The organism is Paenibacillus paludis (assembly GCF_042610515.1).
In the GTDB taxonomy this organism is placed as follows: Bacteria; Bacillota; Bacilli; order Paenibacillales; family Paenibacillaceae; genus Paenibacillus_AQ.
This window is the reverse complement of the sequence record NZ_JBGJZP010000013.1, coordinates 1-13,006: the sequence shown is the minus strand read 5'-3', so window position 1 is coordinate 13,006 and position 13,006 is coordinate 1. Positions and strand designations below refer to the sequence as shown.

8 protein-coding genes are annotated in these 13,006 nt (G+C 54.2%); 4 read left to right on the top strand and 4 right to left on the bottom strand.

Going from position 1 to position 13,006, the window contains the following annotated elements:
* Positions 1 to 341: 341 nt before the first annotated feature.
* Positions 342 to 1,610, bottom strand: coding sequence for a GTPase HflX (hflX, locus tag ACAN56_RS22485; RefSeq protein WP_379145807.1), 1,269 nt, complete (start codon positions 1,608 to 1,610; stop codon positions 342 to 344).
* 706 nt (positions 1,611 to 2,316) lie between these two features.
* Here hflX and ACAN56_RS22480 point away from each other — a divergent pair.
* The gene (locus ACAN56_RS22480) at positions 2,317 to 3,111 is read left to right on the top strand and encodes a hypothetical protein (RefSeq protein ID WP_379145805.1); all 795 of its coding nucleotides are present in this window, start codon (positions 2,317 to 2,319) and stop codon (positions 3,109 to 3,111) included.
* A 24-nt stretch (positions 3,112 to 3,135) separates the two neighbouring features.
* Here ACAN56_RS22480 and ACAN56_RS22475 read toward each other — a convergent pair whose 3' ends face one another.
* From ACAN56_RS22475 to ACAN56_RS22465, 3 genes are read right to left on the bottom strand one after another with little or no spacing between them, the layout of a single operon-like run.
* Positions 3,136 to 3,270: a hypothetical protein gene (locus tag ACAN56_RS22475; RefSeq protein ID WP_379145803.1), complete on the bottom strand. Its 135-nt coding sequence runs from the start codon at positions 3,268 to 3,270 to the stop codon at positions 3,136 to 3,138.
* Complete coding sequence (locus ACAN56_RS22470; RefSeq protein ID WP_379145801.1) at positions 3,263 to 6,301, bottom strand: DEAD/DEAH box helicase; 3,039 nt, start codon at positions 6,299 to 6,301, stop codon at positions 3,263 to 3,265. Before ACAN56_RS22470 ends, ACAN56_RS22475 begins: the two co-directional genes overlap by 8 nt.
* Positions 6,298 to 7,932, bottom strand: a complete 1,635-nt coding sequence (locus ACAN56_RS22465; RefSeq protein ID WP_038584881.1) for an SWIM zinc finger family protein — start codon at positions 7,930 to 7,932, stop codon at positions 6,298 to 6,300. The genes ACAN56_RS22470 and ACAN56_RS22465 overlap by 4 nt, the downstream gene beginning before the upstream one ends.
* Positions 7,933 to 8,113: 181 nt before the next feature.
* Here ACAN56_RS22465 and ACAN56_RS22460 point away from each other — a divergent pair, with 181 nt between their 5' ends.
* From ACAN56_RS22460 to kdgT, 3 genes are all read left to right on the top strand, one after another.
* The gene (locus ACAN56_RS22460; RefSeq protein WP_379145799.1) at positions 8,114 to 10,432 is read left to right on the top strand and encodes a helix-turn-helix domain-containing protein; all 2,319 of its coding nucleotides are present in this window, start codon (positions 8,114 to 8,116) and stop codon (positions 10,430 to 10,432) included.
* Positions 10,433 to 10,687: 255 nt separating this feature from the next.
* A complete protein-coding gene (locus tag ACAN56_RS22455) occupies positions 10,688 to 11,620 on the top strand; it encodes a tripartite tricarboxylate transporter substrate binding protein (protein WP_231578447.1) in 933 nt (310 codons plus the stop codon).
* Positions 11,621 to 11,783: 163 nt separating this feature from the next.
* Complete coding sequence (gene kdgT, locus ACAN56_RS22450; RefSeq protein ID WP_076113900.1) at positions 11,784 to 12,788, top strand: 2-keto-3-deoxygluconate transporter; 1,005 nt, start codon at positions 11,784 to 11,786, stop codon at positions 12,786 to 12,788.
* Positions 12,789 to 13,006: the final 218 nt, after the last annotated feature.

Below are 13,006 nucleotides of genomic sequence, written 5' to 3'. Positions count from 1 at the left end.
TACAGGGAATACATGCCGCTAATATGGACTTATTCTTCAATAAAGCCTTTTTGTAAAATATTAGCGGGCACAATTTCCGTTAGGTATTTGATTGTCGGAGTAATCTCTATATAGCGGCAGTAAATCCCGCTAATGAATCCGTGAGCTGCAAGGTAGCAGGGTAGCAAGATAGCAAGGTAGCGAGGTGGCAGCGTCTTACGCATCACAAGGTGAAATTTGATCAGGGACTCCGAAAATATAATATAGAATGGTCTCCTCCATAGCTGTATTTAGTTAAACCACAAAGGAGCTTGCCCCTGGTCACCGGACCTGAGGCAAGCTCCTATTCTGTGTGCACCTTTTTATTGCGGAAGCTCGATGAAATCCCCGCGGAATCTTTCATAGTCGGCCGTTCTGCACTCCAGCTGAAGTTTTGTGCCTTGCTCTTCATAGCTAATCTTCTGAATATGCGCATGCTCGTTGAAGTACGAGACGACGCTGCCGCGATCGAACGGAACCAGAATTTCACACTGAATATAGTCATTGAAGACATGCCCCCGGATCAGCCCGGTAAGCTCGGCGATTCCGCTGTTCTGTTTAGCCGAAAGAATAACAGAATTCTCTTGGACAACAGGATAGGGTTGGTCCGTCAAATCCGCCTTATTGTAGGCATAGATCGTTGGAATGCCGTCTGCGCCCAGCGCCTTCAGGGTCTCGGTAGTTACCGCCATATGCTGCTCATGCTGCGGATCGGAAATATCGACGACATGAATCAGCAGGTCGGCCTCAGTCACTTCCTCCAGCGTGGAGCGGAACGCCTTGACCAGATGATGGGGAAGCTGGCTGACAAAACCTACGGTGTCCGTAAGCAGGAACGTTTTCTGGTCGGGCAGCTTAATGCTGCGGACCGAAGTCTCCAGCGTGGCAAACAGCATATCCTTGGCAAATACCTGCTTGCCTGAACCCGGATGATACGTCTCTACTATGACATTCATCAGGCTGGATTTGCCGGTGTTGGTATAACCGACAAGACAGATCACCGGGACTTCATTCTTGTGGCGCTGCTTCCGCTGAATCTGGCGCCTGGATACCTGGGTCTGCAGCTCCGTCTGCAGTGCCGAGATGCGTTCTTCAATTCTTCTGCGGTCCAGCTCCAGCTTGGTTTCACCGGCCCCCCGGTTCTTCAGGCCCGCCCCGCCGCCCTGTCGGCCGAGGGACTCGCGCATTCCGGTCAGACGGGGAAGCATATACTGCAGCTGGGCAACTTCCACCTGCAGCTGAGCCTCCTTGGTCTTGGCCCGTTCGGCGAAGATATTTAGAATTAGAATCGTGCGGTCAATAACCTGGCGGTCCAGCGACGATTCCAGATTACGGATCTGCGAAGGGGTCAATTCATCATTGAAGATAACAAGGGTATCTTCATCCTCCAGCATAAGGGACAATTCCTGAATCTTTCCTGTACCGATATAGTGGGAAGGATTGATCCGGCTGGCTTTCTGGCTGAGTTCCCCGATCACTTTGATGTTGCAGGCGGCGGCCAAATTGCGCAGCTCCTCCATGGCATAGGCGAAATTAGTTTCATTCTGCAGTTGAACCCCGACAATTACTGCGTGTTGTGGTGTGGATTCCATATATTTATCAACCTCCTAAAAGTTTTGTGAGCATAACCTCATTGAATAAGCTTCGTGCAAAACTGGCTTCGAAAGTACACACCTAGTTTTGTGAGTATAACCTCGTTGAATAGACTTCGTGCATAACTGGCTTCGAAAGCATAAAAAAGCACAGGCAATCAGCGGCCTGTGCTTAATATCGTAGAGGAAACAGAATAGGACTGGGAGAGCATCACAAAAGGATTGCAATGCTTCTTCCAGCTGGGCATAACCATAGAAGGTAAAGGGAAAGAACCGGCATCGGCAAAGGGGAATAGCTGCCTATTCCACCGCTGGTGCATGCGGTAATTCCTTGGCTATGGCTGTGCGAATTTCTAAAGGCGAATGCGGCGGAGCGTTCCCGGTCCGCTGGTTAAGCTGTGGGTTGCCTTTAAAAATGGATAGACCTATCCTGAGTCCTCTGCACAAGGCAGAGCTTTAGCGCTATTAAAAGCTGATTAGCCGCGTAAAGTACGAATCCGGATATAATCTATCACATTCATTTGCAACCCTCCGTTCCTAAAAGTTGTGTTCATTTTAGCACATCAGTAATTTTATGGCAATCCAGATCCTTTGCAAGCACCTTCTGGAATTTGCGGCTTTTTGGCCACTTGCCATTCAACCAGAAACTTCCTACCTTGTCTGCATATAATATACTAATTGTCTTAATAGGAAGGAGGGATGAGCCATGGCAGTTCTAACTACAAATACAATCACCAGGAATCCTACCGGCGTTTTAGGACCGATCAGCCAGGCTGTTATAAAAATTGTAAATAGCGGAACAGCTAAAGCAGTGGTCTATATAACGGGCCTCAACAATGATGTAAGTCCGGCAACCCTCTTTGCCCAGGAATTGTTCGAGGTGAACTACAGGGAAGTGGTGAGCAAAACCTACAATATCACCGAAAACTTTTTTCAATTTAATGTGCTTTATTCTCAGGAAAAGCTGGGTGTTCAGATTTTTCTTGTGGATAGTGGAGGGAAGTGGTTTCCGGTCAGCCTGACGCAGCTTGCGGTCAGCCGGATTACCTCGGAGTTTCGCGATAACATCGCCGTAACCAGTACTGATTTCGCCGCAATCAGCTTCCGCAGAAATGGGGCGCTGACGATTCCGGAAGGGGTAGCCGCCGAGATCCGGCCTGACGGTGTGGAAATTCTGGCGTCAACGCCCATCCGCTACAAAATCGTGGCTGGCGGTACCGTTAACGGCAGCTTTGTTAATTTTCCGACACCGACTACCGATATTTCCGTGAATGACACGGCGCTGCAGGTGAATTATACCTGCTCGACGGTTACGGGCGGCAGAGTCATCACGCAGGGCCTGGGCTCCGGGATTTCCGGTGCTTATCAGGATGTGGTGGTCAATCTTCTGAATCAGCAGCTTTTTTATGATCTTCAGGAGGAAGCGATAACGCTTGTGGTCAGCTCGCTCGCCGGGGAGGATAATCTGGCAGCCACCTTTAGAATGGCGGAGCAATGGTAGGATTGGCTGCACCGGACAGCAGTCTTACTCCATAATCCGGGCATACAAAAAGAACACCGGCGCATGCAGCATGCAGCAGATGTTCTTTTTTTGCACGTTATAGGTGATGCCTGCTGCTTCAAGAGCTTGAAGGAAAAAGGAGAGGGCCGGGTCAGCCAACCCACTCCTGCCGCAGCGTGAACAGATCTTTTAGCGCATCTGTAGACAGCTCGGTAATCCAGCCCTCGGAGCCGGAGATCACATCATCGCTGAGCTGCTGCTTGCTCTCCAGCATCTCATCAATACGCTCCTCCAGCGTGCCGAGTGAAATGAATTTATGCACCTGCACATCCTTGGTCTGGCCCATGCGGTAGGCGCGGTCGGTGGCCTGGTTCTCCACAGCCGGATTCCACCAGCGGTCAAAGTGGAACACATGATTGGCCGCTGTCAGATTGAGGCCGACGCCCCCCGCCTTGAGGGAAAGAATAAAGACGTTCGGCTGATCGGACTGGCGTTCGCCTGCCGCCAGCAGGTCCCCGCCTTCCTGCGGCGGCGTCTGGAATTGTTCGATCATCCGGTCGCGTGCCGTTTTGGACGTGCTACCGTTCAAGTAAAGGACCGGCTCCTGCAGCTCCTGCCGAAGCACGGCCTGCAGCATTTTGCCCATGCCGACATATTGGGTGAAGATCAGGCAGCGTTCGTTCTCTTCACGCAGCTCCCGCACCATCGCCAGCAGCCGTTCGAGCTTCGAGGAACGCTCAATCAGGGACGTGGTATCCAGTTGGCCCTCGCCATCCGGATCAGGCAACGCCTCCTTCGTCAGCAGCATCGGATGGTCGCAAAGCTGCTTGAGGCTGGTCAGCGCAGCAAGAATCGCCCCTTTGCGCTCAATGCCCTCCAGCTGCTTCATCCGTTCCAGCAGCCCGGTTACGTTCTGGTCATAGAGGGCGGCCTGCTCTGCCGTGAGATGAACATAGGTTTTCATCTCGTTTTTGTCGGGCAGATCCAGCTGGATGGCCGGGTCTTTCTTCTTGCGGCGCAGCATGAACGGCTTTACAAGCTTCTGCAGATCCGCCGTGCGCTCCGCATTGCGTTCCTTCTCAATCGCATTCGCGAACCGGTCCTGGAACGCTTTTGGACTGCCGAGATAGCCGGGTGTGATGAAATCGTATATCGACCACAGCTCGGACAGCTTGTTCTCGATTGGTGTTCCGGTCAGGGCGATCCGGTGCAGGGCAGGGAAGCTGCGCACCGCTACAGATTGCTTGGTTCCGGCGTTCTTAATATTCTGTGCCTCATCCAGGCAAACCGTAGCCCAAGTGAACTGCTTCAGCAGTTCCTGGTCGAGCGCGGCCGTGGCGTAGGAGGTGAGGACCACGTTGGCCTGGGAAGCGGCGCCGTAGAAGTAACCGGCATCGAGGCGCCTGCTTCCGTAGTGGAGCATGATGTTCAGGGACGGAGCGAACCGCTGGAGCTCTTTCTGCCAGTTGCCGAGCACCGAAGTCGGACAGATAATCAGCGACGGCCAGTCCGGCGGGTCGGTCTGCCGCCCGGGCCCCATTGCTGATGGGCCGGCTTCGCCCTGCTGTTCCTTCAAGTGGAGCAGGTAGGAGATCAGCTGCACGGTTTTGCCGAGGCCCATGTCATCGGCCAGGCAGGCGCCGAGTCCGAAGCGGCGCAGAAATACAAGCCAGGCATACCCTTCATGCTGGTAGCTTCTCAGCTCGGCATGCAGGCCAGCCGGCACCTCGGGCTTTGGCCAATCCGAGCGGTGGCCGAGCTGGCCGATCAGCCGGACCAGATGCTCGTTCAGCTCGACCTCCAGCCGGAAGCGGGCGGCATTCTCTTCCGCCTGCTCCGCCTCGGCCGCCTCGTTGTCCTGCTCTTCGCCGCCGCCCAGCAGGTGCAGCTGGAGCACATCCTGAAAGGACAAGCCCTGGGACTTGTCCATCCCGGCCATGGCCCGCTGGATCTGGGCCAGCAGAGCGGGGTCAAGCGGAATCCACTTGCCCCTGAACTGCACGAGCCGCTCGCCGCGTGCGACCAGATCGGCGAACTCCGCCTCGGAGAGTTCGGCGTCGCCGATGGAGATGCGCCAGTCGAAATCGACCAGCGAATCCAGCCCGAACAGCGACTGGCCGCCGCTGCTTCCGCTGCCCTCGCCGGAGCTGATCTTGGCGCGCAGGCGGGGTTTCTTCCGGCTGGCGGCTTCCCACCACGCCGGAAGGAGCACCTGCCAGCCGGCTTCCAGCAGCAGCCGGCTGTCCACGGTCAGGAACCGCCAGGCGTCCCCGTCGCTGAGCGGTTCACCAAGCACATCGTCCCCGTGGCCGATGTGCTCCCCGGCCAGGCTTTCGCGCAGGCGCGAAAGCCACCCGGACGCGCGCTCGTGGACGTGGGGCGTCCACGCTGCCGGCCACAGGCCATGCGGCTCGCCGTCCCCGGTGAGCCGCAGCGGCACAAGCGCGGATTCATCGCGCTTGTCCTGCAGGAGCAGCTGGAGCCGCCAGTACGACTTCTCGTCGTCCGGCTCCAGCAATTGCAGGGCCGGCCGGAACGGCGCCGTGTCCGCTTTCCAGCCGATGGACATCAGCCAGCTGTCGTCGTCCATGCCGGCAGTTGCCGCGCCCGCGCTGCTGCTGAACAGCAGCGGGTATTCGCTGCGCAGATCTGCGGCTTCGGCCTCGGTGCCGTAATACTGCTGGAACACCGCCGCCGAGAAGGCGGCGCGCATTCCGTCCGCAAGGTTCCGGCGCCCGGCAAGTCCGCGCAGGGCAGACTGTGCGCTCCCGCTGCCTTCCGCAGCCAGCTCCAGCGCCTTGTCATCCCAGTCCCACTGCAGCTTGCCTTCGCGATAGGCGGACAGGCTCGGCGCATACTTCTTCTCCGCCAGCAGCCCGGCGATGGCGGGCGCCAGCCCGGTCAGCAGTTCGGCGTCGCCCTGCCAGCTCCAGCCGACATGCCGCAGCAGCCTGCGCTCCGCAAAGAAGGGGATGACCTGCTCGGCAGGCAGAACCACAAGGTCAACCCCATCGGCGTTCTGGAGCGTTAACTCCGTTCCATAAAAAGACTCCTCATGCCAGGAGAACAGCTTCTGCTTAAGCTGAACACCGGGCACATAATCATCCCTGTCATCCACCCCGTAGATCAGCGCATCGCCATATTGGGTTAAGGCAAGCTGGACAGTAATATTTCGCATATATTTGCTCATGGGATCAGCTTTCCTTTCCGCAGCTCTTCCTGCAGTGCGCGCAGCCGGCTGTACCGGAAGGTGAAGGAATCCAGAAATTGTTCCCACCGCTCCTCGCGTTTCAGCTTTTTATAGAGCTTGGACAAGCGCTTTAACAGTTTTACAGCCGCTTTGTAGCCGTGCCGGTTCTTCTCCAGCACGAACCGTTCTGCCGCCTGATGATAGAACGGGAGCAGCAGCTCCGGCGCGTTTTTCTCGATCGGCTGGAGGTCGCTGACACGGAAATCGGCGGGTTCCTTGCCGGAGGAGAGCTGGTAATCCATCCATTCCTGCCAGCGCCCGTGGTCCAGCAGCATTTCTTCATAAATCTCCCGGGACAGCGGCAGCATGCCGATCAGCGTATCCCACATCCGGGATTCGGTCTCCGGCAGGCGGCGGACGGCTTCCTCCCAGTATCCGGCATAGTTCTTCAGGTTATATAGGCGGCTGGTCAGCAGAGGGCCGATTTCGGCCAGCCACAGAGCAAGGCGGGACCAATGTCCGGCCTCCGCCAGGGGAGCCAGAAAGCTCATCAGCTCGTCCGGGTAGAGACCCGGGCGTTCGGAAGCTTTGCCAAGCAGCTCCCAGGCGCCTTTGTCATCGTTCAGATAGAAATACATCCGGCTCTCCGCCAATTGCTGCGAGTGGCGCGAGAGTGATATGCCGGCTTCCTCGCCGGTCTGGCGGAGCGCTTCCAGCTCTTCCAGGTACATAGCCGGGCCGCTTGCATTCGGTGCAATCCAGCCTCTCCAGATCAGATCGTAGCAGAGGGAGTAATAAGGCTGTTCCCGTGAACGGTCGCGCGGCTCATTCAGCATCTCACGCCGCAGATAGGCCAGCGTTTCGCTGACCCGGGGCCAGGCTTCCGGCTCTGCGGCGAGCGGCAGGCTGTTTTTCATGAGATCTGTTACCGCTTTTTGCAGCTCGGAGACAGCAACAGAGGTATAATAACCCAGAGAAGCACCTGCTCCCGGGACGTGAGGGCCTGCCGGTTTCAGTAAGCTTTCCAGCACAAAGAGATGGGCATGAAGCTTATATAAGAGCCCGGAGGCCGGAGGGAGCGCTGGAGTGGCCTCGGAGATGGCTGCCAGCGCCCTGTCGGTGTATTGGGAATTCCGCACGGTAGGCGCCAGCGGTGCGGTGAGCAGCGCTAAGTATTCACGCCACTGCTCCACATTTCCGGATGGAACCAGGGCAGCCAGCTCCTCCAGCTGCTCCTTGCGGCGGGCGGAGCCACCGGCAACGGGAGTCTCCTTGACCACCGGATTGCGGATCCATTGACTTGTCGTCTTGGCATTGGCCAGCATATGCACCAGCCGGCCCTGCTGCTCGGCATACTTCATTAATACAGCAGCCATATGCTTGCAGGAATGCTGTACCGGGCAGCTGCAACGGCTGGCGGACAGGGTATCCAGATCAATAGTTACGCTGTAGTCTTCCCCGCCTTCCACGAGCGCCAGAATGCTCCCGACTGAGATCATTTTGAACGCATGGACACGGTCCTGCTTATAATACTGAAATCCCCGTTTGAGGGTGATGTCACTGAATTGATAGGCTACGTCTGAAATAAGCTTGTCCCATTCCTGATCGGCCATGTAGAAATTTCGCTGCATCGCAATTGGTCTCCTGTAGCAAATTGGTCTTAACTCATTTTCTCATTATAACATTTGTGACGATCTTATCCTTAACTCCCTAAAATCTTAAAGAATATGACATGCTCCATATTGCCGTATAGGCGAACATGCTACTCTAAGGTCTGAACTAAGCGAACTGCGGAAGGATGAAGCTGCACCCATGCTGCGATTTAAATTAAAATACTTGCTGAACAATAAGCAGACCCGGCTGATTCTGATGCTGACATTCAGTGTATCTCTATTAATTACTCTAATTGGCCTGTTCTCCTATAGAGAGTACAGGAATGCGCTGGATACTGAGCTGAACACGCCAAATGTAGAGCTGCTGCAAATTAACATGGATGTGACTAACCGGGCATTCCGGGAGTCTGATAATAAAGCGGTCGATCTGGCGTTTCACCCGGCCGTCCTTAAATATATGGATGCCGATCCGGCGGATAATGCGCTGGCGGCTGCAGAGCCGCAGAATTTCCTGAAGACGCTCGCTACGGAGCCGGATGTCCATGCCATCAGTGTAATCAAGTTCGGGGATCATTCCGTCGTCTCCAGCAGTTACGGGTATAGAGCTCTTTGGGAAGAAGCACCGGAGCATGCCTGGAACTCATGGATTGATGAAATGAAACAGAAGCCGCTGCTGATTAAAAGAAGAGTATATACCGGCACGGATGCCCGGCTGACCGGCACGGAGCTGCTCTCGCTGGCCCGGCCGATTGTCCGGAACGGGGACGTCACAGGCGCGGTATTGATCGATCTGGACTATGACATGCTGTTCTCCAAGATGTACACTCATTTATCCAGCTATCAATTTGTATATAACCTGGAGGGAGAGCTGATTTACCCCAAGCTCAATCTGCCTTTCCCTCTGGCGGACATGAATAATGTGCTGTCGGACATTGATGTAAGTCCGTTTGCCCATGTGAAGCTTCAAGGAAAAGCCTATATGGCGAACCAGACGTTCTCGAATGTCACCGGCTGGCGGCTGATTTCCCTCGTTCCGATGGAGCAGCTGCTGAAGAATGTGAAGACGGCACGCAATATGATGCTGATGCTCTCGCTGATTTCGATCGCTGTTGGCTGCTCCGCGATTTATTATTACAGCTTTGCCGCATTCCGGCCGCTGAAGCGGATCAATAAACTCTTGATGCCCGATCAGAAGCTGGCCGGTCATGGAAATCTTTATGATTTGGAGCCGGTCATCGGCAAATTGGTCGGTGATTTTCAGAGCAAGTCGCTGGTGGCCGAATGGAGCCTGCCGGAGCTAAGGTCCAAATTTGTTAGCGATCTGATTACCCGGAGCATCGGGACGCAGGAGACGTTGACGAAATGGGAGCACTACTTTGGAGGCTGGAAGGAAGGGCCCTTCGTAATTCTGACGATCTCTGTAGACCGCCATTCTAAGTGGACCTCCGCATATGTGGAAGAGGATCAGCTGCTGCTTAAATATGCGATGAACAACATTGTATTTGAGTTCTTCGGGCCTGCCTGGCGGACGGTTACGGCCACTCCCCGGAAGGACAGCCTCGTGGTGCTGCTGCAGCCCAAAGATGATAACAGCGGCCATCTGCGCGAGGATGCCGGTAAGCTGATTGCCATTCTGTCCGACGTCTTAAAAATATCGGTATCCATAGGCATCGGCGAACCGGTCTCCGCGATTTCACAGGCAGCCCGGTCCTACTCGGAGTCCGAGCTGGCTTTATCTTATCGTCTATATGAAGGCTACGGTCATGTCCGTGAGTTTTCGGCGAAGGAGAGCAAATATGAGGAAGGCGGCGCAGCGGCGGATGATGCCTGGCGGCTGGAAGTGCTGCATGCGCTGAAGTCTTTTGATGCAGCGACTGCCCTGCAATGGGTCCGCAAGTGGTCGGCTGATACCCGCAAGAAAGCCGTGCAGCCGCAAAAAGTTGTTCGTGTTGTAGATGATTTAATAGGAGAAATTCTAAATATGGCGACTTCCGGGGGTCATCCGCTGCCAGCCGAGCTGGCGGATTATACGTGGCATCAAGTGATGACGATGGATTTGTCCGATATTGAGGAGATGCTCTGCAGTATTGTTATTCATATGTCAGGTGTACTTGAAGTGCACAGACAGTCCAAAGAATATCTGATGGTACAGGAACTGATCCGGTACATGGAATCTCATTTGCAGGATAACATCGGACTGCAGGATATCGCTGCCCATGTCAAAATGGGCGTTTCCTCCGTAAGCACCATATTCAAGGAAGAGACGGGTACGACACTATATGATTATTTGACCAACCTGAGAATAGATAAAGCCTGTGAACTGCTGCAAGGCAGCAGCCTAAAGATTGCCGAAATTGCTCTTCGGGTCGGATACCAGAATGAGAACAGCTTCATCCGTGCTTTCCGGAAGATCAAATCGGTTACACCGGGCAAGTTCCGTGAGAGCAGCAAATATCCCAATGAATATGCAGATCGGCCAAAACCGCGCCATTCCGGCGTTTCTGACGATTCAGAATAAGATTATACGATTGATGGCAACCCCCCGTTTACGTTAAAGTTCTATTTGAGAAAACTTTCACAGATTCGTGAATGAGACTGTGATTGAAGAAACTTGGGGGGTGAAGCGGCGCACGCATGGCAGTAGATCCATTGTGGCCTGCGGCTCAATTGTCATTATTAAGGAAGAGGGATGGTCTTGAAACGGACAACAAAAATAGGCATTTGGACGGCATCCGTCCTGGCGGTTTTGACGATGGTATGGGCCGGAAACCGCATGATAACCAGCGATAACAGCCGGGAGAATGTAAGCGGTGATTTTCCGGTGAAACCGATTACCTTAATCGTGCCTTATGCAGCGGGCGGAGGGACGGATACCACAGCAAGAGCTTTAGCCAAAGCAACAGAGAAGGTACTGGGCCAGCCGATTATCGTGCTCAACCGGACAGGCGGCGGAGGTTCCGTCGGACTCATGGAGGGTGCCAATGCCAAGGGCGATGGGTATACGGTCACATTTCTTCCTGCCGAGCTCACCATCCTGCCGCATCTGGGATTGCTTCCGATTACCTATGAGAAGTTCAAACCGATCGCCCAAACGAATTTTGATCCTTCCGCCATAACCGTAAGAGCCGAAGCGCCGTGGCAAACCGTAAATGAGTTTCTCGACTTTGCGAAAGCGCATCCAGGTGAATTGAAAATGGGGAACGCAGGAACGGGGAGTATTTGGCATTTGGCTGCCGTAACATTGGAGCGGGAAACCGGTGTGAAGTTTGCACATATTCCTTTTGAAGGGGGAGGCCCTGCCGTCTCCGCCTTGATGGACGGTTTTGTCGATGCAGTGCCTGTAAGCCCTGCCGAAGTGAAAAAGTATGTGGATGAAGGGAAGCTGCGGACGCTGGCGGTCAACGCCGACAAGCGCTCGGAGGCAATGCCTGGCGTACCCACGCTGGAGGAAGAGACGGGGATACATGTCAATTTCACAGGTACATGGAGGGGACTTGCTGTACCGAAGGATACGCCGGACGCTATTGCCGAGCTGCTGGCCGGAGCCTTTATCAAAGGGACAGAGGACAGGGACTTCCGCGAGTATATGAAAATCAACGGGTTAGGGCTACTGGTCACGGACGGCAAGGCGTTCTCCAAGCAATTGAAGGAAAGCGACGATTTATTCTCCGGGATGATCCCGCAGCTAGGGCTAAGCCGTAAGTAACATGAAAGCGCCGTCAGGCAAATTTTCTCAGAATCTGCTGTTCACTGATGATTTACCTTTAGTGGACAGGTAAGGTCTTGGGGCTGATTTGCTGCGCCTTCTTCAGGTAAAATCATCAATTTATGCAAGAATTAAGAATCCGACATGAAAGGTCTGATAAGATATGAAAATTAAAAAAGCGCTGGACAAAATTCCCGGCGGTATGATGCTGGTACCGTTGTTCCTCGGGGCGATCATTCACACCGCTTTCCCGAATGCGGGCGAATATTTTGGCGGCTTCACCAAAGGGCTGATGACGGGGACTGTACCGATTCTGGCGGTTTGGTTCTTCTGTATGGGGGCGGCTATAGATGTACGCGCTACAGGAAGTGTGCTGCGGAAATCAGGTACATTGGTACTGACCAAAATTGCCGTGGCCTGGGTAATAGCCCTGATCGCGATCCAGTTTCTGCCGGAGGGCGGCATTCAAAACGGCTTCTTCGCCGGATTGTCGGTGCTGGCTATTATCTCTGCGATGGATATGACCAACGGTGGACTGTACGCCTCCATTATGCAGCAATATGGCACCAAAGAAGAATCCGGCGCATTCGTGCTGATGTCACTGGAATCCGGCCCGCTGGTAACGATGCTTATCTTGGGCAGCACCGGGGTAGCTGTATTTGAACCGCATGTCTTTGTCGGTGCTGTGCTTCCTTTCCTGATCGGTTTTGTTCTGGGCAACCTGGATCATGATCTCCGTACCTACTTTGGCAAAGCGACACAAACACTTATTCCGTTCTTCGGTTTCGCACTGGGCAGCTCCATCGACCTCGGCGTCATCGTAGATACCGGACTGCTCGGCATTCTGCTGGGTATCGTAGTCATCATTATTACAGGGATTCCGCTGATTCTGGCCGATAAGTTTATCGGCGGCGGCAACGGCACTGCCGGACTTGCGGCCTCCAGCACCGCCGGGGCAGCCGTAGCCAACCCTATGCTTGTGGCCAATATGAAGCCTGAACTCCTGCCGGCTGCAGAATCAGCCACGGCACTTGTTGCGGCTTCCGTCATTGTCACCTCTATTCTCGTTCCGATCATTACCGCATACTATTCCGACTATATGCGGAAAAAGAATCCCCCGGCTGCCGATGGCCCTGTGGATCTGAAAACTCAGAAAGCTGCAATCTAATAACATCATATAACAACGTAAATACTTTACAATTAATGATTACAAAAGCTAAGATTAGCTTTAAAAAGCTGGGATCCTCCGGACGCCTAATAGGCGGTGCCGGAGGGTCCTTTTTTAAAAGATAAGCGTACTATGTCAACAAGCTAAAACTGACTATAAAAGCAACTCAAACACACCTAACTCTTTGTTTTCCAAAAAATAGTTAGCAACTGACGAAG

What these genes read in the sequence shown, in the direction of transcription:
- ACAN56_RS22455 (WP_231578447.1), top strand. Translation starts at nt 10,688, where the DNA reads ATGATAACCAGCGATAACAGCCGGGAGAATGTAAGCGGTGATTTTCCG.
- ACAN56_RS22465 (WP_038584881.1), bottom strand. Translation starts at nt 7,932, where the DNA reads ATGCAGCGAAATTTCTACATGGCCGATCAGGAATGGGACAAGCTTATT.
- kdgT (WP_076113900.1), top strand. Translation starts at nt 11,784, where the DNA reads ATGAAAATTAAAAAAGCGCTGGACAAAATTCCCGGCGGTATGATGCTG.
- hflX (WP_379145807.1), bottom strand. Translation starts at nt 1,610, where the DNA reads ATGGAATCCACACCACAACACGCAGTAATTGTCGGGGTTCAACTGCAG.
- ACAN56_RS22460 (WP_379145799.1), top strand. Translation starts at nt 8,114, where the DNA reads ATGCTGCGATTTAAATTAAAATACTTGCTGAACAATAAGCAGACCCGG.
- ACAN56_RS22470 (WP_379145801.1), bottom strand. Translation starts at nt 6,301, where the DNA reads ATGAGCAAATATATGCGAAATATTACTGTCCAGCTTGCCTTAACCCAA.
- ACAN56_RS22480 (WP_379145805.1), top strand. Translation starts at nt 2,317, where the DNA reads ATGGCAGTTCTAACTACAAATACAATCACCAGGAATCCTACCGGCGTT.